Below are 24,280 nucleotides of genomic sequence, written 5' to 3' on the forward strand. Positions count from 1 at the left end.
CGCCTCAGCCGGCACATGGCGGACGCGGAGCGGCAACTTGCGGACTGAACAGTTCGAACACCCGAAGCTCACGACCCACCAGGCACCGACCAGCCCGCTCGGACATCGGCTGATGTTCGTCCTGTTCTCGATCGGCGCCTTTGTCCTCTTCGCGCCGATCATCCTTCTGCCGCTAATCAAGGACCATTGTGAACTGCTCGCGCAAGAAGCGCTCCTCGTGCGCGTCAACCAGGAGTTGGACGCGGAACTCGCACGCCAGGACGCGCTGGTCGAAGCCTTCAAATCCGACGCAACGATCAACGAGCGGCTCGCCGTACTCGACCTTCGCTACAATAACCCCGACGAAGAAACCATTCCCGTCCTGCCGCCCGATTTTGCCATCATGCCGAGCGAGAAGGCCGATCAAGCCGTCTTCCAAAGCGCGCTGAAAATACCCGCCGCATGGCCTGAACGCGTGCGCCGCGCCGAGCAATGGGCCCAGGAGCGCGGACTGATCGACCTGTTTCTCGATCCGACGCTCCGCACGGTTTTCCTCCTCATGGCTGCGGGCCTGCTCATCGCGGGATTCGTCCTGTTCGCTCCGAGAATCCAGCCGGAAGCGGCCCGCATCATGTCGCCCAACGCACCAGGCACAGACGCGCATTCAGGCGGCCGTGCCGCGAAATCCCACCCGCCCATGACCGCCGTCTGATCATTTACGCTCTGTCGGCCCGCCCGCGCTTGGGCGATCCGCGCGGCTCCGCTAAAATACGCGTCGGCGATCGGGCGTCTCGAACCTTCCGCCGACATGCGTAAAAAGACCCGTAAAGAGCGAATCGCAATCGATCCCGATGTCCGCCATCACACTCCAGAATGTCGTCAAGAGTTTCGCGGGACAGACCGTCCTCGATGACATTAATCTGGCACTCTACAAAGGCGGAAAAATCGGCCTCGTCGGCGTCAACGGCTCCGGCAAGACCACACTGTTCAAGCTCATCGTCGGGCAGGAACAGCCCGACATCGGCAGCGTCACGCGCACACGCGGCCTGACCGTCGGATATCTCCCGCAGGAGCCGGACCTTCCACCCGACGCCCGGCTGATTGATGTCGTCGCTGAGGCCGTCGCCGAGCAGCGAAATCGCGAGAGCGAGTTGCAATCGCTCTCCAGGCAACTCGCCGAAGCCCACGGCAGCCCCGAAGAATCCGCCCTACTCGACCGCTACGATCGGCTCCATGCCGAGTTTGAAGCGAACGGCGGCTACGGCTACGAAATTCGCATTCGAGAAGTCCTTGGCGGTCTCGGCTTCGCACCGGAGGAATATTACCAGTTGATCGGCGCGCTCTCAGGCGGCCAGAAATGCCGCGCATCCCTCGCGCGCATGCTGCTGGCCGGCGCGGACATGCTTCTGCTGGACGAGCCCACCAATCATCTCGACATCGACGCCACGCGCTGGCTCGAAAAATACCTGGCCAACTACCCCGGCGGCGCGGTCATCATCTCGCACGATCGATACCTGCTCGATCGCGTCGTCTCGAAGATTGTCGAAATCGAGGCAAGGCAGGTCACTGTCTATCCAACCAACTACACAAACTATGCCGAAGCAAAACGCATTCGACTGCTCAATGCAGCGCGCGAATATGAAAAACAGCAGGAGTGGATCGCCCACCAGAAAGAGTACATCGATCGCGTGCGCTACGCGAAGGACTCCGCCAAGCAGGCCCGCGCCCGCCAGAAGCTGCTCGCCAACATGGAGGAACGCGGCCAAATCCTCGACAAACCGGAACAACGCAATGCGAAGATGAAGCTCCGGTTCGCCGAGCAGCACAAGGGCGGCGACATGGTCGTCCGTGTCGAGAGAGCCTGCAAGGGTTTCGGCGAGATACAGCTCATTCGCGATCTCAATTTCGAAATGACCGTCGGAGAAAAAGTCGGCATCATCGGCCCCAACGGTGTCGGGAAGACGACACTCCTCAGGATGCTTCTCGGACAGGCCGCGCCCGACTCCGGACGAGTCCGCCTCTTTGAGAACCTCTCCGTCGGCTACTACGACCAGGAGCATCGGGATCTCGATCCGGAACTCAGTGTGATCGAAACCGTCCGCCGGGCCCGGCCCGAGGCCAGCGAAGCCGAAGCCCGCAGCTTCCTCGCTCTCTTTCTCTTTCGCCGGGACGATGTCTTCAAACGCGTTGGAAACCTCTCGGGCGGAGAGCAGTCACGCGTGCTGCTTGCCCGCCTCGTCTGGCGAAACCCGCAGGTCCTTGTGCTGGACGAGCCGACCAACCACCTCGATATCCAGGCACGCGAAGCCCTCGAAGACGCCCTGCTCGACTACAACGGCAGCATTCTCATGGTCAGTCACGATCGTTATTTCCTTGATCGCGTCGCGACGCGGCTACTCGTCCTCAACGCCCGAACCGAGCACGAGATCATCGACGGCAACTGGACCGATTACGCATCCATCGTCGAGCAGCGTGAAGAGGCACGGCGCATCGAATCGGAACGAAAGAAAGAAGACGCTCGCCGGGCACGGGAAGAGGCCGAACGACGCTCCGGCGCCAACAAGTCGAAAAAGAGCAAATCAAAATACGCCGCACAGCGAATCGAGGAAATCGAGGAGCAGATCATCGCAAGAGAGTCCCGGATCAAGCAGATCGAGGAACTTTTCGGCGACCCCGCCATGATGAAGGATACGGCCAGACTAAAGGCGCTTCACCTCGAATACGACGCGCTGCGCGAGGAACTCACCGAGCTCAATGCAAAATGGGAAGCGGCCGCGGAATCCATGTGACGTGGCCGGGCAGCGAATCTCACTGCGCCCGGGACGCCCGGTAGCGATACACCTCGACTCGCTCCAGCGTCACCAGCCCCTCCGTCACCATCTCGTCGATATTCGGGAGAAAAGCGTCAATTTTCTCCCGAGCATCCACGATCTCGATCACGATCGGCAGGTCCTCGGACAAGCGCAGAATCTTTGCCGTATGCAGCCGGCTGTTGGCGCCGAATCCCATCGGTCCGCGCAAGACCGTCGCGCCGGCAAGATGCAGTTCGCGTGCCCGAAGAACAATCGCCTCGTACAGCGGGCGCCCCTGCCATTGATCGCTCTCGCCAATGAACACCCGCAACAGGCAGCCTTCTTCAGGGATTTTCATGATGTCACACTCCGATCCATCGCTCGGCAAGTCGGTAGCCGATCCACACCGCCGCGAATCCCGATACAACGCTCAATGCGATGTTCAACCCGGCGCGTGTCCAGCTTCCGGCATTCACCAGGGAAAAGGTTTCGTAGGCGAATGCCGAGAACGTCGTGAATCCGCCGAGGAATCCAACCAGCACCATCACGCGAAATTCCTCACGGATCATCCATCGACCGGATAATGCCGCAACCAGAAAGCCAATGAGAAAACAGCCCGCCACATTCACTACCAGCGTGCCGAATGGAAAAATCGCGCTCGTGGATCGCTGCACAGCACCGGCAATCCAATAGCGACAGACCGATCCAACGCCGCCGGCGAAAAAAATGAGCAGGGCTTTGAGTACATAAGGCGGTAGCGGGACCATCATTGCCTCCGCGACTGCGGCGCGAGCTGGGTAAAATGACACGAACGCCTGCAATCCATTAAATCGCAGGCGTCCGGGTGCTTCAATCCGAATTCGCCGAAATTGGCTTTTTGCCCCACATCCAGGGGACACGATGCCGCAAGTCAGAACTTCGGCGTCTTATTCGTCATCAGACGCGTTTGCGGCGCGACCGGCCGTGTAGGTTGGCGTCACGACTGGGCGTTCCCGTCGAGACTCCGCTCGGACCGCCGAAAGCGCGTCCACCGAGGTCGACTGATGCGGTTTGATCGAACCGGACGATTCGGACTTCGTGGAACTGATTCCGCCGTCAATGGATGGCGCGACAGTCACATCAACGACACGGATGGCCGGCGGTCCGACAAACTCATCGCACGCCAAGGAAGTGGTTCCATCGTCACCATCCGCGACGGACAATTCCCGCATACCCGCAACCTGTTCCGCCTGATCGTCATGGGTATGAGCATCCGCGTTGGATCTCGCCGTTTGTTCACCGATGTCAGCGCCCGTCGCCGACGACGATGCGATCTCGGTCGGCTCCGACAATTCATCCACCGCGGCGGCATCGGCCACTGCGCACGTCGGTCGTCGAGAGTCTGACGCCGATGCAACAGGTTCCCCGAACGCCGCAACGGCATTTCGAGCCGCCAGGCGCGACAACGCCACCTTCGCAGCCGACTCCGTTCGAGCAATTCGCTCAATCCGGTCCACATGATCGTAAGCAGGCTGATAGTCAGGGTTGTACATCAGCGCCTCGCGAAGCACCTTGGCGGCTGACTCGAAGTCCTTCTCCTCCACCCGGACGACCGCGACATTGAACAGCGCATCCTCGCGGGGGACGACCATCGCGAACTGCTCGACCGCCTCCGTCACGCGGCCCTGTCGCGCCAGCGTCACGCCGAGATTCATCCTGGCCCGCTTGAACGAGGGCGACAGCTCAAGCGACTTGCGGAAGCTCGATTCGGCCGCGGCGAAGTTGCGGTCCTGCAAATAGACGAATCCGAGATTGTTATGCATCGACGGGATATCACCTTTCACGTTGATTCCCCGTACCAGCGCGTTGGCAGCATCGTTGAATCGACCCAGCAGGAAATGCACACGACCCAGCCCGTGGTAGGCGCTGGTCATCTGCGGATCGTTCGCGAGCACCTCCTCATACTGCTTCAATGCCGCGGGCAGGTTGTTCTGTCGTTCAAGCATGTCGGCCGACGCCATGTGCGTGGATGCGGCGATTCGGACGGAAGGCTCGCCGTTCGAATCACCCGCCGAACATCCGGTGCCGGTGACGGTCATCGCACCGGCGAGCGCGATGAGACCAAGTCGATATGCGAATCGGTCGGTCATCATTGCGCGAAGCATCCGTGACGCGGCAACCGATGTGTGGCCGCGTTGTGAGTTCATTGAATTCATGGGTATCATCCCCCGTTCGGTGAGACGGATCCGCCGGCTCCACTCAGCTTATAGGCCGTGCCGCGAGGCTCCGGCTGCTTGGCGACAGCCTGACCGCCGGTCGATTCCGATGCCGACATACCTCGACCTCCGGGTAGGCCGAGAACGACATTGATCTCTTTGCCCGTCTGACAGGCCTTCGCCAGATAACTTCGGGCGACGGCGAGCCGGGCTTCAATCAGTTCTTCGTTACAAAGTGCCGTCTGATAATTCAGCGTCCCTCCTTCTTCAGACAACAACTCGGCATATCGCGCCAATCTCACTTCGCCTGTCCCGGATAATTGAACGGAGTGCGGGACAAAATGGATATCGGACAGGCTGCAATCAGCAATCATGCCTTGATCGTTGTGATACGCAAAGTACTCCGACAGCTCGCTTTGACGCTGCCAGTCGCCGGATGGCGGCATGTTCATCGATGTCGGCTCCTCCGGTTGGATGCAGCCCAAGCCGATGACAGACACGCCGATCCACATGCCGAAGCGCAGGATTCGGTCTGCGGCAATCATCAATCACGACTCCTCGCCGAGCGGAATAAGTGAATTTCCGACCCGCCCCGGACTTCATGAATGCCAGGTGCGCGCCGCCGGTCGCCGGTTTCCGCCCCTCGCCGGCTCCGAATTCAGTTGTCATCAAGAGTCGCGCCGACTGGTCGTCGGCGTCTGGGTAAGCCGGCCAAATCATAAGATATGTTCGGGTCGGGCGCTTTGGATAATCAGAAACAGTGGAACGAATTCAACATTCGGCGCCGAAGGAAGATAGGATTATGGGTGGCGCGCCGCAGGCTATCGCCGCTGTGCCGGAGTTCATCGAGATTATCAGTCACCGACCGCCGGGGTGCATGGCTGGGTCGTGCATGTCGATCCGCCACCGACGTAGTAGCCTTCGCTGCTGTAGCAGTTCTGCTCCGTCGAAAAGATGCACTCGTACTGTCCCAGGCAGCAGGCGCCTCGATAAGGATCGATGCACCCGCCGTCCTCGCAGGCCGAACCATCGCCAAGGTAGGAGCCTTTGAGCTGTCCGCACTGATCAGCCGTCAGGATCTGGCAGTTGTTCTGACCGACACAGCATGCGCCCGTTTGCGGCGGCGGACAGTCCGCAAATTCGCACTGACTGCCGTCACCGCGGTACTCTCCGAGGAATGCACTGCATTCCGGTTGTGTGATCGTTGCGCAGGTGCCATCTCGCTTGCAGCACGCGCCGGTCGGCAGCGGGCATTCGGCAAACTTGCACAAGCTGCCGTCACCGTCGTAGTTTCCTTCCGCCGTCCAGCATTCGTCATAGGTCACTTCGATGCACGAGCCGTCATAAAGGCAGCACGCGCCGGTCGGCAGCGGGCATTCCGCGGACGCGCAGTCAATGCCGTCGCCCTTGTAGTGTCCCTTGTAGCCGTTGCACATCGACTCGGTCAGAACAGAGCAATCGCCATCGTCGAAGCAGCACGCGCCCGTCGGCGGCTCACACAATCCCTCGGAGCAAAAAACGCCATCGCCGCGCCACTCTCCCTGCAGCGCGATGCAGTCGCTGTAGGTCAGGTAGTCGCACGCGTAGCCGCTCAGACAGCACGCGCCGCTGGGTTCGCCGCAATTGTCGATGCCGCAACGTGTTCCGGGGCCGAGGAATAAGCCGTCGTTGTAGTAGATGCACTCGTATGCCGGAATTTCCTCGCAACCCGAAACGGTTCCGCGCGAGGGGACGCAACACACGCCCGGCGTCAGATCGCAGAAGCCCTTGCCGCATGGCACCCCATCGCCCAGATAGGTGCCGCCGAAGAGTTCGCAGATATCGTCAACGGACTCAAGGCAGAACTCGCCCGAGAAACAGCACGCGCCTTCTCTGAAATCGCATTTCACGGATTCGCAGGACGATTCGTTTCCTTTGTAATCGCCGTCCTGATAGAAAACGCAATCAATCAGCGATGTGACTGTGCAGCCGCCCTCGCGGAAACAGCAGGCCCCCGTCGGAAGATTGCATGCGTTGTCATCGCACGTTGTATCGTCCCCAAGGAAGCTGCCGCCTTCCTCGATGCAATCAGGCTCCGTGAGGTACGAGCAGGAGTACTCAAAGCAGCACGCTCCGTACCTCTCGCCGCAAGGATCGCCTTCGCAGGTCACGCCGTCGCCAAGGTATCGTCCCTTGAACGAATCGCACTCCGGCTGGGTGACGTAATCGCAGGAGTTCTTACCGAAACAACAGGCTCCCCGAACAGGGGGCTGCGGACAATTTGCGGTCGCACACGACGTCTGATCGCCGCGATATTCACCACCGAATGTGGAACAATCCGCCGAAGACAGCGCTGAGCAGGAACCGTCAACAAAACAGCACGCTCCCGTCAGCACCGGCGGTTCCGCGGTGCATGACACGCCATCTCCCAGGTAGCTGCCGTTCAGTGTGCTGCACTGCGCCCGGGTGGTGACCTGGCAGTCCGTTGATGTGATCTGACACGCGCCGGTCGGCTGCGGACATGCAGCCGAGACGCAATTCGTGCCGTTGCCCTTGTACGTGCCTCCAGCGCTGGTGCATGCAGGAGAAATCAGCGACTGGCAGTCGCCATCCGAGAAGCAGCAGGCGCCGATGGGCGCGCAGGCATCGCCGACACCGTCGTGATCTGAATCGGTCTGATCCAGATTCGGCACATCCGGGCAGTTGTCGCAGGCATCGATGACGCCATCATCGTCGGTATCGGTCTCACAAGCGTCCAAAATGCCGTTTTCATCGCAATCAGTCGATGCGGCGTTCCCTATTTGGATGGTGTCATCCACACCGTTGGCGTCGCAATCGGTGGGCGGCGGCGCAATGATGATCTCGATGATCTGTCCGGACTCGAAGTCAACGCCGAGTACCAGCACACGACTGAGCAATCGAAATCCCGGACGGGTAAAGGGCGAGTCACTGCTCGACGAACTGTCCGAAGAATCAGCGATTGTGGCGACGACTTCGATTCGCTGCGCCGTGGTTCGCAGAAGCGATACAACGGCACCGGCTCCGCCGGACGGCAATAATCGCGTCGTCCGCCGTATGTCCCGTTCGGAAAAGTAGAAAGCCGCTTTGGCCGTCACCTGGAATCCGGACTGGTTTTTGATGACCAGCAACACCGAATCGCCGGGGATCAGCCCGTCGCCGTTCGACGCAGGAAACGGACAGGTCATGCCGCCGAACGTTCCGACGATCAGAACGGCCATGCACACGATCGAAGCTCTGGCATATCGCCGCATACTTAGAATCCTGTTCAACGCCCCCGACCCGTTGACAGTGCGAGCCGATGCCTCGCCGACAGTCCTATCGTGGTCGGACACCACCGCCTGATTCTCAATCCCATAAGCTTGCCCAGCGCACCGCTCAGAGCGAACGGGGGAGAACGCCAGCCTGCGCTAATCCATTGTACGCACGAACCATCCAGAGTGAATGCCCCCGAATCGCGATACTTTGAAATTGAAGGAGTTACGGTCGGACCGATAACGGCGCACCCCCAAATCGAGACGGATTTGCCCCCACCTCTCCTCACGAACGGCCTTTCCTTCAACTTGGAGCCTGCGAATCACCCCGCGTCCGAACGCCCACCGCGCGGCTCGAATGCCTTACAATGTTCGGTATGACTTCGGAGCCGATCGACATTCTCGGCCTTACCTTTGAGGAAGCAAAGCCGCCGGCTGGTCCCGGTGAGGCGGCGCTCCGCCCGAGATATCGTCGAACCTTGACGACCGGCGACAACCACCCCCCTTTCATCGCGCGGGTCGCTCCGGTGATCCGCCATGAACGCGACGGGGAACTGATCAAATTCATCCAGTCGCACGACCACGGTCTGGAAACGGAAAGCGTCATCATCCCGATGGGACAAGGCGATCGCTCGTGGTACTCGCTTTGTGTGTCGTCGCAGGTTGGGTGCCGCATGGGTTGCAGCTTCTGCGAAACGGCGCAACTGGGCCTGCTTCGCAATCTGAGCGCGAGCGAGATTGTCGGCCAGGTTCTGGCCGCCCGCCGCGAATTCGGCGTCGAAATCAAAAAGATCGTCTTCATGGGCATGGGCGAACCGTTCGACAATTTCGACGCGGTCGTCCAGGCCGTACGGGTGCTCACGGACCCGGCGGGCCTTTCCCTCAGCAAGCGTCAAATAACGATCAGCACGGTCGGACGAATCGACGGCATTCGGCGGCTGGCGTCAATGGGCTGGCAGTACCTCCAGCTGGCAGTGTCGCTCAACGCGCCCAATGACGAAATCAGATCGCGGATCATGCCGGTCAACCGTGCCGACAACATGGCAGCCCTGCGAGATGCGCTGACGGCCTATCCGCTGCGGCGCAATATGTTCATCATGATCGAGTATGTACTGATCCCCGGCCTGAACGACTCGCCCGCCCATGCCCGCGAACTTGCCGATTACCTGAGATCGGTGAAATGCTGCGTGAACGTCATCCCCTACAATCCGCGCCGCGAGTCGCCGTGGCCTGCGCCATCGGAGGATTCCATCGGCTGCTTCCTGTCCGCGCTTCGCGAAGCCGGTCAATTCTGCAAGCGCCGGATCACGCGCGGCCGCGACCTCATGGCCGCCTGCGGTCAGCTTGGCAACCGGGCATTGTCGAGAAAACGGCCGATCGCGGTCGGTTTGCCCGCTTCAACCGAATCTCAATCATGATGCTGTCACGTGAACAAGTGCGTGAGATCGATCGCCGTGCAATCACGGAATACGGCATACCCGGCGTTGTCCTGATGGAAAACGCCGGCCGCGGCGCGGCGGACCTGATCCACGCGATACTGACCCAACAATCCGTCAGGGATGCTTCTCCGGCTCCGGAATTGTCGGCGAGGCGTAGCCGCCCGCCCTGCGTTGCAATCGTATGCGGGCGAGGCAACAACGGCGGCGACGGATATGTGATCGCCCGCCACCTTCATAATCGCGGTGACTCGGTGCAACTGTATTTGACCGCGTCGATTGAAGACCTTACGGGAGATGCGCTGATCAACGCGACGATCGCCCGGAAGATGTGGCTTCCAATGCACTTGTTCAATTCGATCCCGGCGATTCACGCCGAATCGCATCTCCTGCATTCCGCCGACCTGATCGTGGACGCCGTTCTGGGAACCGGCTTCGCCGGCGACGTGCGATCCCCGCTCGATGCGGCGGTGAATGCCATTAACGCGGCACCCGACTCAATAATTCGTGTTGCAGTGGACGTTCCTTCCGGACTGGATTGCGACACGGGGCGTCCATCCAATGCGACGGTAAGGGCCGATCATACGATCACCTTTGTCGCGCCAAAGCGCGGCTTCGAAAAAGAGGATGCCGCGAGGTGGACTGGCCGCGTGCATGTCGTCGATATCGGCGCGCCGCGCGAGTTGATCCCGGTTCGCGACTGACGGCATGCTCAGCAGGGCGTCGTCTCGGGATGGAGGAATCGGCGACACCATGCGGCCGACTCTTCGATCAGCCGCTCGTTCATTCCGACGGATCTCATGCCGTGGTCCTCGGTGTCCAATTCCACGATCCGCGCGTTGCCATCCGCCGGCCTCATCTTTTCAACATATGCGCGACCGTGATCGACCGGGACATGCCGATCGCCCGCGCCGTGCATCACAAGCAACGGTCGCGGCGAGGCGGCCAATCTGGCGGGCGCATCGTGCTCCGGAATGCCCTCGATGAATCCGCGCCCCATACGATGTCCGAAATGTTCGACCCAGCCGTTGGCGTTGATGAACTCCCATGCCGCCGGCGTCATGTCGCGTTCGACCAGGCGGCGCGGAAACGCGACCGGCGCCCAGAAGACCAACGCGCGAACGGCGGACAAGGACTCGATGGACAGCGCCGTGGTGTAGGCCCCGTAGCTGCTTGCCACGATTGCGATGCGGGTTGGATCGCATCCGGCGGCATGGTCGAGCGCTCGAACGGCAGCCTGAAGATCGTCCACCAGTTTTGCGGGCGTCACATCCTGAAACCGACCTTCGCTCTCGCCGCAGCCGCGGAAGTCAAATCGAAGGCAGGCGATATTCATTTCGACGAGCCGCCGTGCCAGCGCCACTGAGCGGCAGGACGAACCGAGCCGAGTTCCGGTCAGTCCGTGCGCATACACGACGACGGGCGACGCAGCGGTCAGGCGATTCGCGTTCGGCACGTGCAGCGCCGCGGCGATTCGCTCGCGGCCGACCGGTATTTCGAGGTATTGTTGTAATGAGTGCATCATCCTCCGCACTTTCACCCCGCCACAGCCTCTTCTATAATCTCGTTCGAGGGTGCTTCGCAAGTCGCATGGGTCGTGCGACGAGCGTCATTTTTCATTCAGGAACCCCATGCCCACGCTCGGCGTCAATATCGATCATGTCGCGACGGTTCGCCAGGCTCGCAAGACCGATGAGCCGGATCCGGTCTGGGCGGCCGTCGAAGCGCAACTGGGTGGCGCGGCTTGCATCACTTTCCACCTGCGTGAGGACCGACGGCATATCATCGATCGCGATGTGCCGCTGCTCCGCGGCGTGGTCAACGTGAAGCTCAACATGGAAATGTCGATCGCGGACGAGATCGTCGATATCGCCATCCGGAATCGACCTGACCAATGCTGTCTCGTTCCCGAGCGCCGCGAAGAGGTCACCACGGAGGGCGGACTGGATGTCATTCGCCACGCCGAGCGAGTCGGCCGAGCCGTCAAACGCCTTCGCGAGTCTGGAATCGTTTGCAGCGCGTTCATCGAACCGATGGGCGATCACATCCGAAAGGCCGCCGATCTTGGCTTTGAAGTGGTCGAGCTGTGGACAGGCGGCTATGCCCACGCGGCGTCCGGCCCGGCCGAACGGGATGCCGCGCTGGATCGACTTCGCGCGGGCGTTCAAGTTGCGACACAATGCGGCCTTGAGGTGCACGGAGGCCACGGGCTGACCTACCGCAATGTCGGACGGGTCGCCGCCATCCCGGGATTCACCGAGTTCAACATCGGACACAGCATCATGGCCCGCGCGTTTTTTGTCGGACTTCGGAACGCCGTCCGCGAGATGAATGACCTGCTGGTTCGATTCGGGTCAAAGGAGTGACTATGTTTCGAGGCTGTCTTGTTGCCATCGTCACGCCCTTTCGAGAGGGGCGCATCGACTTTCGCGCGCTGGACGAGTTGGTCGATCATGTGATCGACGGCGGCGTCCACGGGCTGGTGCCGTGCGGAACCACCGGCGAATCGCCGACGCTCGACGACGAAGAGCATCAGTCGATCGTCGCAGCCGTCGTGAAACGGTCGAGAGGCCGGGTGCCGGTGATCGCGGGGACGGGCACCAATTCGACGCAGAAGACATTGAAATTGTCGAAGAGCGCGATGGAGGCGGGCGCCTGCGGGCTGATGCTCGTATCGCCCTACTACAACAAGCCGAATCAGACCGGCCTGTATGAGCATTTTTCGGCGGTGGCGTCGCGCGTGGACGCGCCGATCATGCTGTACAACATTCCCGGCCGCACCGGTGTTGAGATCTCCGTCGAGACGATTGCACGGCTACACGCGCATCATCCGAATATCCAGGCCGTGAAGCATGCAACGGGCAATGTGGATGGAGCAAGCCGTCTGGCAGCCGCGAGCGGAATCGCGATTCTCGCCGGCGACGATACGCTGACCGTGCCGCTGATGAGCATTGGCGCGGTCGGCGTGGTCAGCGTGCTGGGCAATCTCATGCCGCGCGAGATGTCGAGCATGGTCAATGCCGCGAGCAACGCCGACCTGCGCGGGGCGAGAGAGTGGCACCAGCGTCTGTTCCCAATCGCCAGCGAGTTGCTCTCGCTTGATATCAATCCGATTCCAATCAAGACGGCGCTGGCGCTGCGCGGGTTGGTGGCTGAGGAATTCCGGTTGCCGATGTGTCCGCTCGATCCTGCGAAGAAAATTCGCCTTCAGACGCTGCTCACTTCGTACAAGGCCGCCGAGCCCGAGAAGGTTCACGCATGATTCCGGTCAACGTTCCATCCACGGCCATGAATCCCGGTCCGGCCAGTCCGACCTTTCCGTCGAGCGGGCAAATACTGATTCGGCGGATTCGCCTTATCGCGGCCATGGCGGTGTCCGCACTGATTTTCTGGTATTTCGGCTGGTGGGTCGCCAGTCCACCGGATCCGGGCAGCGCGGTCGCGCTCATCCTGATTGATCAGGGTGTCGTCACCATGGCAGAACTCCTGGCGCTGGCGGCCGTGGTGAGCGGATTGGCGGTTGCGATATGCGGCGCGGATTCGGCGGAGCGGGGTCCGTTGGCCGTTGCGGTGGGGCTGGCGACGCTTGCGGCTCGCGCCGGACAAATGGACAAACTGGTCCTCTATCGTCTCACGACGCTGTCAACCGGCCCCGGGGCTGAGTCTGCCTACCCGACTTTCGCACTCATCGCCGAAACCTGGCTTTGGCTGGCGCTGATCGGCGTGGGTCTGGTCGTCGGACGATGGGTGGATAGCTGGTTCAAGCCAGTCGCGATGCCGACCCCACTGTCGCCGCAGGCCGATCCTGGCGCCGAAATTCGCAACGGGGCCGGGACACTCATCCTGACTGCGTCGATTTCATGGGTGCTGTTGTCCTACCTGGTGGGAGGGACTCAGTATCCCATAGAGAAGGGACAGCTTTATTTCGGGGTCGCGGCGGCGTTTCTGCTCGGATCACTGATCGCGAACATGCTCTTCCAGATGCAGACCCGCGTGATGCTGCTGATCGTCGTGGCGCTGGTCGCCAGTTCGGCCTATATCTATGCCGGGCCGCCCGATGAACTGCTACATGCCGCTCGCTCGATCGGAGCCTACGTCACGCTTGCGCCGATGGCGCGGCCGCTGCCGATCGAGTATGCGGCGCTCGGCGCGATCGGCATCCTGATTGAAAAAGACGTCATGGGACTATTGGGTACCTTGGTCGGCGTCGCACCCGCTGAACAGGCCGACTAGCGCCGGCCGACCCGATCCGCCGCTGTTCAATTCGCCCCACCAGGGATCGACGCTTATCGTCGCGATTTTGCCATGGATCGCGCGGGCTTCGACTTTGACGATGTCCTGCCGTTGCCCTTCAGCGCCGCTGTGGACATCGACTTTGGCTTTGGCTTCGGCTTCGCGCCCCCGTTGACCGGCGCAGCCGATCGTTTCGCAGATTTCGCGGAGGTCTTCTTTCCCTTGGCACGACCGCCTTTGGCGCCGCCGGGGGCTGAACCGTCTGCGATGGTGGCCTGGGCCGCCGCCAGCCGAGCGATCGGCACGCGATAGGGAGAGCAACTGACATAGTCCATCCCGGCTGCGTGGCAGAACTTGACCGAAGCGGGATCGCCGCCATGTTCGCCACAAATGCCGATCTTGAGATCGGACTTGGTCGTTCGGCCCTGGGCGATGGCGTGCTGAACCAGCCAACCGACGCCGTCGAGATCGAGAGTCTGGAACGGGTCTTCCTTGAAGATGCCTGTCTTGCTCTGATCGACATAGTCGGGCAGGAACCGACCGGCATCGTCGCGCGACAAAGCCATGACGGTCTGCGTAAGGTCGTTGGTTCCGAAGCTGAAGAACTCCGCGACCTCAGCGACTTTCCCGGCCGTGATGGCGGCGCGGGGTGTTTCGATCATCGTGCCGACCAGATACGGCAGCTTCACGCCGGATGTCCCGATGATTTCATCGGCGACGGCTCGGGCGCGGTCCGTCAAGATGCCGAGCTCCTTCGAATCAATCGAGAGCGGAATCATGATTTCCGGAGAGACTTTTTTTCCGCGGCGACGAACTTCAACGGCGGCTTCGATGATCGCGCGGACCTGCATTTCGAGTATTTCCGGATAGGTGATACAGAGTCGGCAGCCGCGATGGCCGAGCATCGGATTGGATTCGTGCAACTGCTCGACGCGGTCGCGAATTTTCTCATACTCCACGCCGATCTGAGCCGCCAGCTCTCGCTGCTTGTCTTCCGTGTGCGGGACGAACTCGTGCAGCGGCGGATCTACGAGTCGTATCGTGACGGGCCGGCCGTCCATCGCCTCGAAGATGCCGATGAAATCCTGGCGTTGGAAGGGCAGCAACCGGGTCAGCGCGGCCTCGCGATCATCGCGCGTGTCAGCGACGATCATCTGCTGAATGGCGAGACGACGTTCCTCGGTGTCAAAGAACATGTGCTCCGTGCGGCAGAGACCAATTCCTTCGGCGCCCATTCTTACCGCATTCTCGGCGTCGTAAGGCGTGTCGGCGTTGGTCCGAACGCGAAGGCGCCGCACCTCGTCGCACCACTTGAGCAGCGTGTGATATTCGGCCGGGAGCGTCGGCGTGACGAGCGGCAGTTCGCCTTCGTAGACGATGCCTTCGGACCCGTCGAGCGTCAGGAAATCGCCTTCGGACAGGGTTCGCGAGCCGATCGTCAGACTGTGATTGGCCTCGTCAATCCGCAGATCGCCCATGCCGACGATGCAGCACTTGCCCCAACCGCGTGCCACAACCGCGGCATGCGACGTCTTGCCGCCCGTGGCCGTAAGAATGCCGACGGCCGCGTGCATGCCACCGACGTCTTCCGGGCTGGTTTCCTTGCGGACGAGAATGACTTTTCGGCCGTCAGCGTGCCACTGCTCCGCCTGATGCGCGGTGAACACAATCTGGCCGGCGGCCGCGCCGGGCACAGCGTTGATCCCCGATCCGAGCCGACGGGAATCCAACTCGGCCGCGTTGTAGTTCGGGTCGATGATCGGGTAGAACAGTCGCTCGATGTCGGCGGCCTTGATACGGTTGATCGCTTCGGCCTTCGACAGGACGGGCTTCAGGGCGATGTCCGCATATCGCTTCGGGAGATATTTCTTCTTGAGAAGGCGGGCGGCCTCGGGCTTTGTGAGCAAGGGCTGCGTCGCCTGCTCGACGGCAATCCGGAAAGCGGCGGCGGGCGAGCGCTTGCCGCTTCGACATTGGAGCATGTAGAGCCTGCCGCGCTCGACGGTGAACTCAAGGTCCTGCATGTCCTTGTAATGGGCTTCGAGCATCGTGCGGACGCCGCACAACTGCTCATACACCTCGGAATGGGTCTTGGCCAGATCAGCCAGATGCAGCGGCGTGCGAATGCCCGCGACGACGTCCTCACCCTGGGCATTCATGAGAAGGTCGCCGTAAAACTCGTTCTTTCCCGTACTGGGATCGCGTGTGAAACAGACGCCGGTGCCGCTGTCTTCGCCCATGTTGCCGAAAACCATCTGGCAGACATTAACGGCCGTTCCAGGCAGGCCGCTGATCTTCTCGACGCGGCGATATGTCACCGCCTTGTCAGCCATCCACGAATTGAAGACGGCATTGATTGCGCCGACGAGTTGATCCCACGGATCCTGCGGGAAGGGCTTACCTGCCTGCTCATGAAAGAAAGACTTGAACTGCCCGCAGAGGTCGCGAAGATTGGCTTCGCTGAGTTCGGCATCGGTTGAAACGCCGACTTCATGCTTCATGTGGGCGAGCTTTTCCTCCAGCGTCTCCTTGGACAGACCGACCACGACCGTTGAGTACATCTGAATGAATCGGCGGTAGGAATCCCACGCGAAGCGCGGGTTACCGGTGCATTGCGAGAGGCCTTCGACCGAACGATCGTTCAAGCCGAGGTTCAGCACCGTCTCCATCATTCCCGGCATTGATACCGCCGCTCCGGAACGAACCGAGACGAGCAGCGGATTCTTCGGATCGCCCAGCTTTTTCTTGCACGCCTTCTCGAGCTTCGCCAGATTTGCGCGAACTTCCTTCTCCAGTCCGTTCGCCCACTTCTTCTTATTCTCGTAAAAGAGTCTGCATGCCTCGGTGGTGATCGTAAAACCGCCGGGAACAGGAAGTCCGATGTGAGTCATTTCAGCGAGGCCCGCGCCCTTGCCCCCCAACAGCTGCTTCTGATCTCCGCGGCCTTCTGCTTTACCGTTCCCGAAGAAATACACGAACTTGGTGGCCATTCGAGCCTCACTCCTGCACCGACGTGCGAGATCTGCCTGCCTGGGTCCATCTCGAACCGGCTGGCGACGACGTGTCGCGCCTGGATCGTAATTTGAACGCCAGGTAAATCGTTTAATTTAAATCAGATTCGCGTTGCACGGGGAATTCACATGCCTTCAACGTGTCGCGAACTTCCGATAAGTCCGCAACTCTAAGGACGCGGAATGGGGGTGTCAACGAAGAACCGACTCGAATGAGCCGCATTGGGAAGGCTATATCGGACGAGTCGATCCGCTACTCGCCGATGTCCTCGTTCCACAGCTCGGGGCGGGCCGCGATGAAATCGCGCATGAGCTGGACGCAGGTCGGGTCGTTCAGGATGGTCAACTCGACTCCCCGGCTGCGGACGTATGCTTCCGGCCCCCGAAACGTGACATTCTCGCCGATCACCACGCGCGGAATACGGTACAACAGCGCGGTTCCGCTGCACATATCGCAAGGAGAAAGTGTCGAGTAAAGCGTCGCGCGACGGTAGTGCTTCGCCGAAAGGCGGCCTGCGTTTTCCAGTGCGTCCATCTCGGCGTGAAGTATCGCGCTGTCCTTCTGAATCCGGCGATTGTGGCCGCGCCCCACGATTCGACCATCGATCACGAGGACCGATCCGATCGGAATCCCGCCCTCGGACAACCCCTGGCGGGCTTCATCAATGGCGGCCTGCATGAATTCGTCCATGATCGCCTCGGATGCTAATTTCATGGATGCCGAAGAGCGACGGTCGGAACAGCGCGCGTCAACCGGAGCGGCACAAGCCCATACCCAGCAGCCCAATCGGTTGCCCCATCACCAAGCGATTAACCGGCTCAGATTCCGGTTCAGCCGGTCGTTGTATTGCCGCCGCTCAGAATCAGTTGGATCGGCAGCAATGCAATGTTCAACAGCACGCTATAGACCGCGCTGGGAAGCGCGTTGGCGAAGTTTGCGCCAAGCCTGTTGTTGAACGTCTGACACTGTTGAAACTGGAAGAGCGGAGCGGCCGCCAGGACGATGGCGATCCGACGCGCAACCTTGAAACGTCGAGCGGTTTTATTCTTCATGGCAATCTCGTTTCTGTTCATCACGCAGATGTCGCGGATTCGCGATCTACGGTTCTACTCGGATGATGACGAGCTCATCTCGCCGAGCGGATGGGCGCGTCGGAAATTCACAAGGGATCAGAAAAACGGGTTACGATTGGCCCCGAACAAAATCGCGAGAATGTCCGACGACGGGAAAAACTGAAGAAGCGTCGACTGGACCGTACTCACGAAGATGCCGAAGGTGGTTCGCGTCAGTGAGGTGAAGATCGTGCTATTCAATCCGAATGGGTCGCAAGTTCCCGTTGCCTGAAAGAGCGGCAGCGCCGCCCCCAACACGAGCAACCTCTTTTGCCACCGAACCATACGCTTCTGCCACATGGCATGCTCCCTAAATTCATGCGCGAGGACGCCGTCGGGTAAAACAATCATCTCAGGATGCCGAGCTTCATCGACAAACCAGCGTGAATCGGCATGAGCCAGCATCAAGCTGGAGCGAAATCGTATCGTCCCGGCTGAAATGCCGCAAGAAACACGGTATTCGCAGTTCGACAGGACCTTCGCCCTGTTTGCGATCGCCTGAATGTCTACAATCGAAGTCATGCCAAGTCGCAAAAAGCCCGGCTCGACGCAAAAGAAGTTGTCAAAGAACGGGCTCGCGGCCGCTCAGCGAGTCGTCGTGATATCGCCATCGGCTGTTCGTGCCGTCCGGTCACGGCTGCTTTTGTGGTACGGCGTTGAAAAGCGGCAACTCCCCTGGCGGGAATGCGGCGATCCCTACGCCATCTGGCTGAGCGAAACGATGTTACAGCAGACCCAGGTTGCGACGGTCATTCCATACTATCGACGCTTTCTGAATCGTTATCCTACCGTCCGTCACCTGGCGGCTGCTCCTCTGGATGATGTGCTTGAGCTATGGGCAGGTCTGGGATACTACGCCCGCGCGAGGAACCTTCATCGGGCAGCCAACGCCGTGGTGAATGAGTTCGGCGGTTCATTCCCGCGAACAGCCGAGGCGCTTCAGCGCCTTCCGGGAGTTGGTGCGTACACGGCCGGGGCTGTCGCGTCGATCGCGTTCGGGGAGTGCAGTCCGGTCGTGGACGGGAACGTCTCCCGTGTGCTCTCGCGTCTGTTCGGTTTATTCGTCGACATCCAATCCACGGACGGACGGCGGCGGTTGTGGGAGACCGCGGGAAGGCTGGTGGCGCCAAAGAATCCGGGTGATTTCAATCAGGCCTTGATGGAACTGGGCGCAACAGTCTGCCTGCCGAAACAAGCCGCTCGTTGCGACGTGTGTCCGCTCGTGCGATTGTGCGCGGCGTACAAGGCCGGCAACGTCGCGCAACTCCCCATCAAGGCGCGCAAATCGGCGGTCGTCCGGGAGACACACGCAGTGGCGGCGATTCGGTCCGGACAACGTTGGCTGTTCGTCAAGCGGCCGGAATCGGGCCTTTGGGGCGGCCTCTGGGAGTTGCCAACACAACGGAATGATGCGAATGACGAGGCTGTCGCCGACAGCGTCACACGTTTGGCATCCGAGCAACTGGATGGCGATTCAGCCCGGGCGATCTTTCGCACGGCCGCACGTCCATTCTGCGACTTCACACATCAATTGACTCACCGAACCATACGTTTTGTGGGGCATGTCTGTACGACTTCGAACACGCTCAGAACGCAGGACACGTCGCGCCGGCGGTGGATGACCTTGAAGCAATCCGCCCGGCTCGGGCTTTCGCGCGGAATGCGCAAGATCGTGGAACTACTCAGGAACTCTCAAGAAACAGAGCGTTGAGTCTCATTGCCGAATGCGACGAAACCATCGGGTCGGCGCCGGCCGTCGCCATTGGCGCGGATCACGTCCGAAGAAATCGACGAACAAGCTGAAAAGCTCCCGGTGCATGACCGCCATCTCCTCGGGCCGCTCATAGAAAAACTCCGTGGCAACGGCGAAGAATTCGGCCTGGTCGGTTGCGGCGTACGGGTCAAGAAACGTCATTTCGCCCTGACGCTCCTTCGTAACAAACGTGCGATACTCCCGCATAAAAACCTTCTCCCAGCGCTGGGCCCACTCGCGCGTCGGCAGCGGGGGAATGCCGTCGGCCTCGCCGTTCTGCATGTCGATGACATGTGCAAACTCATGAATGACGACGTTGTATCCATCGCGCAGCCCCTGAAACGAGTGGCCGACGCTGTTCCAGGCCAGCACGACCGGACCTCGCCGCCACGCCTCTCCAGCCCGGACACGCTCGATGGCATATCGGGTTCCATCCGGTCCGATCGCTTCGATCGTTTCCTTGAAATCGTGGGGGTAGATGATGATCTCCCGGAGCCTCGGAAACACATCCAGGCCCGGCAGTCCGAGCAGGAGTCGGCAGGCCCCGGCCGCGACAATGACGCGGATCTGGTCCGTGATGTCAAGCCCGCGACATCCGAGGAACGACTTTTCGGAAAGGAAGATCCGGATACATTCGCGGAGGCGCGATCGATCCGGCTCGCTGAACAATCTGAACTCAGGCACAGCACGCAGAATATGAGGCATCCACTCTTCGGGAAACGGCCTGGCCAGCAGTTCCGCGCGGCGCTGGTCGCGTGATTGAAAGAGTCTCGAAATGAATCGGAGTATTGAGCGCACCATGCCCCACCGCAAACGGTCAGAAGCATCCCGCATGCACCGGACGCCGGCGTGCGAACGGCCGGCCCGCGGTCAGCGGCGAAGAAAATTCGCGAGAAGTCGCATGCCTTCCGTGGTCAGAAAACTCTCCGGATGAAACTGCACGCCCTCCAGCGGGTGGACGCGATGACGCACCGCCATGATTACATCATCGTCGGTCCACGCGGAGACCTCAAACTCGGGCGGCAGGGTCTCGCGCACAATGACGAGCGAATGATAGCGGGTTGCGGTAAAAGGGTTTGAGATGCCATCGAAGAGCGTACGACCGTCGTGGTGTATCTGGCTGGTCTTGCCGTGCATGATCCTTGCGGCGCGATCGACGGTCGCGCCGAAAGTGAACCCGATGCATTGATGCCCGAGACAAACGCCCAGGACCGGGATTTTGTCGTGGAAGTGCCTGATGGCGTCGTTGCTGATGCCGCCCTCGCGCGGGGTGCAGGGTCCCGGCGAGATAATCAGGTGCGAGGGATTCTTTTCGGCGATCTGATCGACCGTGACCTTGTCGTTCCTGTAAACCACGATTTCGTGACGCAACGCACCGTCATCCATCCCGATCTCGCCGAGCCGCTGAACGAGGTTGTAGGTGAATGAGTCATAGTTATCGATAAGTACAATCATGACGTCCCTGATTCAAACAAGTTAGAAACCAGCGGTTGCATTGTAGCATCGCCGGGCAATCTCTCGCGACGCGCGGCCGCGGCCGCGTTAGGATGACCACATGGCCAAAGGATTTGATAAATCCGGCGTTTCATGAGGAGTCTGAGCTTGTCCCGCGACCACCAACCCGGCTTTGAAACAATCTGCATGCATCTCGGCGAAAATCGCGAACGGTACGACGGCGCGGTTGCGCCTCCGCTTTTTCAGAATTCGACATTCGCCTATCCGGACGCCGAATCGTTCGTACAGCGCAACATGCCCGGCTCCGCACGATTCGATTACACACGCCTCGGCAACCCGACGACAGATATTCTTGAAAAGAAGATCGCCGCGCTGGAAAAAGCGGAGGCCGCGCGGTCGTTCGGCTCGGGCATGGCCGCCATTTCCGCGGCGATTCTGTCGTGCGTGAAGGCCGGTGACCATATCGTGACAGTCGAAAGCGTGTACGGTCCCACGCGCAAACTGCTAAGCGGCTACTTGCCGGGATTCGGGATTGAAACCAGCTATGTGCGCGGCACTGAAGTCGAAGAGTTTGAGTCGGCGGTTCGCCCGAACACGAAGCTGATCTACCTGGAATCGCCGTCGAGCCTTCTGTTTGAATTGCAGGACCTGTCGCAGGTGGCAGAGCTGGCGAAGGGACGGTCGATCGCCACAGTCTGCGACAATAGCAACGCGACGCCGTTTTTTCAGAATCCGATTGTGCACGGCATCGACCTCGTTGTGCACACGGCGACGAAGTACATCGGCGGGCACAGCGACCTCGTGGCGGGTTTCGTCGCGGGTAGCGGCGAGCGTATCGCCCGGCTGACCCGCGCGGAGGGCGAATTACTGGGCGGCGTATGCGACCCGTTCGCGAGCTGGCTGATGCTTCGAGGGCTTCGCACGCTGCCGCTCCGCATGGAGCGTCACCAGCGGAATGCCATGCATATCGCCCGCTTCCTGGAATCCGACATGCGGGTCCTGCGCGTTCATTACGATGGATTGGAATCGCACCCACAGGCGACGCTGGCCCGGCGACAGATGCGAGGCCACTCCGGAATGATGAGCGTGGAATTCCAGCAGAATTCTCGCGAGGCCGCCTTTGCAGTGGTGAATGCGCTGCGATACTTCTCCATCGCGGTTAGTTGGGGCGGCTATGAGAGCCTTGCAATCCCTGTACAGGCGACAGACCCGGCAACCGGTAAGAAAATCTGGTTGGTTCGGCTCAGTGTCGGTCTGGAGAGCATCGAAGATCTGAAGATCGATCTGTACCAGGCGATGAACGAGGCCGGTCTGTAGGAGGTCCGATCGAGGAATGTTGGCGATCGGATGGACGGCGCAGAAAAACAGCCCGCCAGGCATTCGATGCTCGGCGGGCCGCTGGGTGAATCAATTGTAGAGCGTCGGACCGGAAATCGACCGATTCGCCTGACAAACTTATTGAGGAATGGTTCCCGGATCTGCCCAGATTGAGTAATCAGTGCCCTTGGCATATCGCGGATCGACAGTGGTGAATGCCGCATGGCCGTCGAAGTAGCCCAGGGAGAATTTGTTGAGCTTGCCGTGATAGCCTTCGGCGACCTTTGGATTGACCGAGCTGGCGCTGGTCGGGTCGACCATGTCGTAGGCCCATCGGTTAAAGGCCGACTCAGAGAAGATCACGAAGCGGGCGCCGGACCCACCGACTTTAGCTTTGAGTAATTGTTTGCCCGCCTTGGTCATGGTCACCTGCGATTCAGGGTTTGGCGTGCCCTGCGCGGGAATGTTGTAGTACTGGCCGCTGCCGTTCCAGGGCGGACCTTCGACCCAGTACCAGCTCAGCGCATAGCTGGTACCGTTGAGCTGCCACGACGAATAGGCCGGCGGGCTGGCCGTCGGGCCGGAGCCGGTCAGAGGCGTGGCCTCGAACTTATCACCCGGATCGATGTATGACTTGATCGTGGTTCGGCCGTTGATGCCCGGGGCGATGTATTTGTTGAAAGGTCGCCACTCGGTCTGATACCTAAAAACGTCGCCGCCGGGATAGATCGGGTGATCGATCGTGGTCTGGAAGCCGCCGTAGATGAATTCGGAGGCATATTGAGCGGATGCGCCGTTGTAGCTGAAACCGAGGTGCCAGGGTAATGCCAGTTCACCGGCCTGATCGTCGATGTACTGCGGGACGGTTTGAACGAGCGTCTTCAAATTACTAAGACAATAGGCCATGTTGCCGCTCTCTTTTGCCCGGGTCAGCGCCGGCAGCAAAATCGAGATCAGCAAAGCGATGATCGCGATGACCACGAGAAGTTCGATCAACGTGAAGCCGCGCCGAACGGCCGCGCCGCGTCGAGCGATGAAGGACACGATTGCTGGTTTCATAGATCCACCCTTTTCTTAAGCACCTTCGATCGCGCCACCCAATCGGCGAAATCACAAATCGCCGCGGGGGTCGCATCGTCCGAATCTGTCAGCCGCAATCCGGGCATTTGCCGCGCTCACCATCGCGCGTTTCCGCCGGATAATACTTGTTATGAATGTCGCACTTCAGGGCCGGCACTGCAGTCGGCTGCCCGCATTTTTCGCAGGTGTATGAAATCCTCACCCGCGCGGCGCGCCGAATTCGACCGCCGCCCTCACCTTCCGGCGGCGGGGTCGGCGCTGAGCGGACTTCGATGGTTGCAAGGTGTTCGAGGCTGTCTTCGTAGTGCTCGCCACAGGATTCGCAGATGACAGTGATCATCTGCGAGCCAGCGTCCTTGGGAATCTTTTCTTCTCCGGAGGAGAAATAGAGAATCGATCCGGCGGCCAGCAATGCCACGACAATGATGGCGATCTTAACGCCCTTACCACCCATCCCGTTGTCCACCCTTTCGACCGCAGCAAACGTTGCCTGCGGATCGAATCCACCCCAAAGTTAAGGCGACCTTCGCGCCCCAGCGTTACGGCACATCAAGGTCGGTCGCCCGCTCCATACCTACGCACATACGAAACAGCGCGCCCTCTGAAGCACAGCCGTCGACTGAAGATCGACGCGCTTCATGGCATCTCGATGAAAAACAAACACA

23 protein-coding genes are annotated in these 24,280 nt (G+C 60.4%); 9 read left to right on the top strand and 14 right to left on the bottom strand.

Features of this window, described 5'->3' with window-relative positions; genetic code table 11:
- Window positions 1–37: 37 nt before the first annotated feature.
- Entirely contained in the window at window positions 38–691 is a 654-nt protein-coding gene (locus KF841_03660) for a hypothetical protein (GenBank protein MBX3394444.1), read from the top strand.
- A 139-nt stretch (window positions 692–830) separates the two neighbouring features.
- Complete coding sequence (locus KF841_03665) at window positions 831–2,768, top strand: ABC-F family ATP-binding cassette domain-containing protein (protein MBX3394445.1); 1,938 nt, start codon at window positions 831–833, stop codon at window positions 2,766–2,768.
- A 19-nt stretch (window positions 2,769–2,787) separates the two neighbouring features.
- Here the strand turns inward: KF841_03665 and KF841_03670 are convergent, their stop codons facing one another.
- From KF841_03670 to KF841_03690, 5 genes are all read right to left on the bottom strand, one after another.
- Window positions 2,788–3,129 carry a DUF190 domain-containing protein gene (locus KF841_03670; protein ID MBX3394446.1) on the bottom strand — a complete coding sequence of 114 codons (342 nt, stop codon included), beginning with the start codon at window positions 3,127–3,129 and terminating at the stop codon, window positions 2,788–2,790.
- 4 nt (window positions 3,130–3,133) lie between these two features.
- Complete coding sequence (gene crcB, locus KF841_03675) at window positions 3,134–3,580, bottom strand: fluoride efflux transporter CrcB (protein MBX3394447.1); 447 nt, start codon at window positions 3,578–3,580, stop codon at window positions 3,134–3,136.
- Between the two features lie 117 nt (window positions 3,581–3,697).
- Window positions 3,698–4,903 (bottom strand): tetratricopeptide repeat protein, encoded by a 1,206-nt coding sequence (locus KF841_03680; GenBank protein ID MBX3394448.1) that lies wholly within the window; start codon window positions 4,901–4,903, stop codon window positions 3,698–3,700.
- A gap of 68 nt (window positions 4,904–4,971) precedes the next feature.
- Complete coding sequence (locus KF841_03685; protein ID MBX3394449.1) at window positions 4,972–5,511, bottom strand: hypothetical protein; 540 nt, start codon at window positions 5,509–5,511, stop codon at window positions 4,972–4,974.
- Window positions 5,512–5,820: 309 nt separating this feature from the next.
- Window positions 5,821–8,217, bottom strand: coding sequence for a thrombospondin type 3 repeat-containing protein (locus tag KF841_03690; GenBank protein MBX3394450.1), 2,397 nt, complete (start codon window positions 8,215–8,217; stop codon window positions 5,821–5,823).
- A 368-nt stretch (window positions 8,218–8,585) separates the two neighbouring features.
- On the opposite strand from KF841_03690, the gene KF841_03695 reads away from it, so the two are divergent.
- Window positions 8,586–9,635, top strand: coding sequence for a 23S rRNA (adenine(2503)-C(2))-methyltransferase RlmN (locus KF841_03695; GenBank protein ID MBX3394451.1), 1,050 nt, complete (start codon window positions 8,586–8,588; stop codon window positions 9,633–9,635).
- Window positions 9,632–10,357: an NAD(P)H-hydrate epimerase gene (locus KF841_03700; GenBank protein ID MBX3394452.1), complete on the top strand. Its 726-nt coding sequence runs from the start codon at window positions 9,632–9,634 to the stop codon at window positions 10,355–10,357. The genes KF841_03695 and KF841_03700 overlap by 4 nt, the downstream gene beginning before the upstream one ends.
- Window positions 10,358–10,365: 8 nt before the next feature.
- On the opposite strand, the gene KF841_03705 is transcribed toward KF841_03700, so the two are convergent.
- Window positions 10,366–11,178, bottom strand: a complete 813-nt coding sequence (locus KF841_03705) for an alpha/beta fold hydrolase (protein ID MBX3394453.1) — start codon at window positions 11,176–11,178, stop codon at window positions 10,366–10,368.
- A gap of 106 nt (window positions 11,179–11,284) precedes the next feature.
- Here KF841_03705 and KF841_03710 point away from each other — a divergent pair, with 106 nt between their 5' ends.
- From KF841_03710 to KF841_03720, 3 genes are read left to right on the top strand one after another with little or no spacing between them, the layout of a single operon-like run.
- Window positions 11,285–12,019, top strand: coding sequence for a pyridoxine 5'-phosphate synthase (locus tag KF841_03710; protein MBX3394454.1), 735 nt, complete (start codon window positions 11,285–11,287; stop codon window positions 12,017–12,019).
- A gap of 2 nt (window positions 12,020–12,021) precedes the next feature.
- Window positions 12,022–12,915: a 4-hydroxy-tetrahydrodipicolinate synthase gene (gene dapA / locus KF841_03715; protein MBX3394455.1), complete on the top strand. Its 894-nt coding sequence runs from the start codon at window positions 12,022–12,024 to the stop codon at window positions 12,913–12,915.
- Window positions 12,912–13,886 (top strand): hypothetical protein, encoded by a 975-nt coding sequence (locus KF841_03720; protein MBX3394456.1) that lies wholly within the window; start codon window positions 12,912–12,914, stop codon window positions 13,884–13,886. The genes dapA and KF841_03720 overlap by 4 nt, the downstream gene beginning before the upstream one ends.
- A 53-nt stretch (window positions 13,887–13,939) precedes the next feature.
- On the opposite strand, the gene KF841_03725 is transcribed toward KF841_03720, so the two are convergent.
- The 4 genes from KF841_03725 to KF841_03740 form a co-directional block, all read right to left on the bottom strand.
- Window positions 13,940–16,876 (bottom strand): pyruvate, phosphate dikinase, encoded by a 2,937-nt coding sequence (locus KF841_03725; protein ID MBX3394457.1) that lies wholly within the window; start codon window positions 16,874–16,876, stop codon window positions 13,940–13,942.
- A gap of 274 nt (window positions 16,877–17,150) precedes the next feature.
- A complete protein-coding gene (locus tag KF841_03730) occupies window positions 17,151–17,588 on the bottom strand; it encodes a nucleoside deaminase (protein MBX3394458.1) in 438 nt (145 codons plus the stop codon).
- 140 nt (window positions 17,589–17,728) lie between these two features.
- A complete protein-coding gene (locus KF841_03735) occupies window positions 17,729–17,950 on the bottom strand; it encodes a hypothetical protein (protein MBX3394459.1) in 222 nt (73 codons plus the stop codon).
- 117 nt (window positions 17,951–18,067) lie between these two features.
- Window positions 18,068–18,310, bottom strand: a complete 243-nt coding sequence (locus KF841_03740; protein ID MBX3394460.1) for a hypothetical protein — start codon at window positions 18,308–18,310, stop codon at window positions 18,068–18,070.
- A 220-nt stretch (window positions 18,311–18,530) separates the two neighbouring features.
- On the opposite strand from KF841_03740, the gene mutY reads away from it, so the two are divergent.
- Window positions 18,531–19,721 (top strand): A/G-specific adenine glycosylase, encoded by a 1,191-nt coding sequence (mutY, locus tag KF841_03745; protein MBX3394461.1) that lies wholly within the window; start codon window positions 18,531–18,533, stop codon window positions 19,719–19,721.
- Window positions 19,722–19,724: 3 nt separating this feature from the next.
- On the opposite strand, the gene KF841_03750 is transcribed toward mutY, so the two are convergent.
- Window positions 19,725–20,597 (bottom strand): zinc-dependent peptidase, encoded by an 873-nt coding sequence (locus KF841_03750; GenBank protein ID MBX3394462.1) that lies wholly within the window; start codon window positions 20,595–20,597, stop codon window positions 19,725–19,727.
- Between the two features lie 36 nt (window positions 20,598–20,633).
- On the bottom strand, window positions 20,634–21,218 hold the full coding sequence (locus tag KF841_03755) for an aminodeoxychorismate/anthranilate synthase component II (GenBank protein ID MBX3394463.1): 585 nt from the start codon (window positions 21,216–21,218) through the stop codon (window positions 20,634–20,636).
- Between the two features lie 147 nt (window positions 21,219–21,365).
- Here KF841_03755 and KF841_03760 point away from each other — a divergent pair, with 147 nt between their 5' ends.
- Window positions 21,366–22,535 carry a PLP-dependent transferase gene (locus KF841_03760; GenBank protein ID MBX3394464.1) on the top strand — a complete coding sequence of 390 codons (1,170 nt, stop codon included), beginning with the start codon at window positions 21,366–21,368 and terminating at the stop codon, window positions 22,533–22,535.
- A 138-nt stretch (window positions 22,536–22,673) separates the two neighbouring features.
- On the opposite strand, the gene KF841_03765 is transcribed toward KF841_03760, so the two are convergent.
- Both KF841_03765 and KF841_03770 read right to left on the bottom strand, forming a co-directional pair.
- On the bottom strand, window positions 22,674–23,594 hold the full coding sequence (locus KF841_03765; GenBank protein ID MBX3394465.1) for a prepilin-type N-terminal cleavage/methylation domain-containing protein: 921 nt from the start codon (window positions 23,592–23,594) through the stop codon (window positions 22,674–22,676).
- 88 nt (window positions 23,595–23,682) lie between these two features.
- Window positions 23,683–24,069 carry a hypothetical protein gene (locus KF841_03770; GenBank protein ID MBX3394466.1) on the bottom strand — a complete coding sequence of 129 codons (387 nt, stop codon included), beginning with the start codon at window positions 24,067–24,069 and terminating at the stop codon, window positions 23,683–23,685.
- Window positions 24,070–24,280 lie beyond the last annotated feature (211 nt).

The sequence above is a fragment of the Phycisphaerae bacterium genome, assembly GCA_019636475.1.
Taxonomy (GTDB): domain Bacteria; phylum Planctomycetota; class Phycisphaerae; order UBA1845; family UTPLA1; genus JADJRI01.

Coding starts and splice junctions, on each gene's coding strand:
- KF841_03665 (MBX3394445.1), top strand. CDS start 831: ATGTCCGCCATCACACTCCAGAATGTCGTCAAGAGTTTCGCGGGACAG.
- KF841_03670 (MBX3394446.1), bottom strand. CDS start 3,129: ATGAAAATCCCTGAAGAAGGCTGCCTGTTGCGGGTGTTCATTGGCGAG.
- KF841_03680 (MBX3394448.1), bottom strand. CDS start 4,903: ATGATGACCGACCGATTCGCATATCGACTTGGTCTCATCGCGCTCGCC.
- KF841_03685 (MBX3394449.1), bottom strand. CDS start 5,511: ATGATTGCCGCAGACCGAATCCTGCGCTTCGGCATGTGGATCGGCGTG.
- KF841_03690 (MBX3394450.1), bottom strand. CDS start 8,217: ATGCGGCGATATGCCAGAGCTTCGATCGTGTGCATGGCCGTTCTGATC.
- KF841_03695 (MBX3394451.1), top strand. CDS start 8,586: ATGTTCGGTATGACTTCGGAGCCGATCGACATTCTCGGCCTTACCTTT.
- KF841_03700 (MBX3394452.1), top strand. CDS start 9,632: ATGATGCTGTCACGTGAACAAGTGCGTGAGATCGATCGCCGTGCAATC.
- KF841_03705 (MBX3394453.1), bottom strand. CDS start 11,178: ATGATGCACTCATTACAACAATACCTCGAAATACCGGTCGGCCGCGAG.
- KF841_03710 (MBX3394454.1), top strand. CDS start 11,285: ATGCCCACGCTCGGCGTCAATATCGATCATGTCGCGACGGTTCGCCAG.
- dapA (MBX3394455.1), top strand. CDS start 12,022: ATGTTTCGAGGCTGTCTTGTTGCCATCGTCACGCCCTTTCGAGAGGGG.
- KF841_03720 (MBX3394456.1), top strand. CDS start 12,912: ATGATTCCGGTCAACGTTCCATCCACGGCCATGAATCCCGGTCCGGCC.
- KF841_03725 (MBX3394457.1), bottom strand. CDS start 16,876: ATGGCCACCAAGTTCGTGTATTTCTTCGGGAACGGTAAAGCAGAAGGC.
- KF841_03730 (MBX3394458.1), bottom strand. CDS start 17,588: ATGGACGAATTCATGCAGGCCGCCATTGATGAAGCCCGCCAGGGGTTG.
- KF841_03735 (MBX3394459.1), bottom strand. CDS start 17,950: ATGAAGAATAAAACCGCTCGACGTTTCAAGGTTGCGCGTCGGATCGCC.
- KF841_03740 (MBX3394460.1), bottom strand. CDS start 18,310: ATGTGGCAGAAGCGTATGGTTCGGTGGCAAAAGAGGTTGCTCGTGTTG.
- mutY (MBX3394461.1), top strand. CDS start 18,531: ATGCCAAGTCGCAAAAAGCCCGGCTCGACGCAAAAGAAGTTGTCAAAG.
- KF841_03750 (MBX3394462.1), bottom strand. CDS start 20,597: ATGCGGGATGCTTCTGACCGTTTGCGGTGGGGCATGGTGCGCTCAATA.
- KF841_03755 (MBX3394463.1), bottom strand. CDS start 21,218: ATGATTGTACTTATCGATAACTATGACTCATTCACCTACAACCTCGTT.
- KF841_03765 (MBX3394465.1), bottom strand. CDS start 23,594: ATGAAACCAGCAATCGTGTCCTTCATCGCTCGACGCGGCGCGGCCGTT.
- KF841_03770 (MBX3394466.1), bottom strand. CDS start 24,069: ATGGGTGGTAAGGGCGTTAAGATCGCCATCATTGTCGTGGCATTGCTG.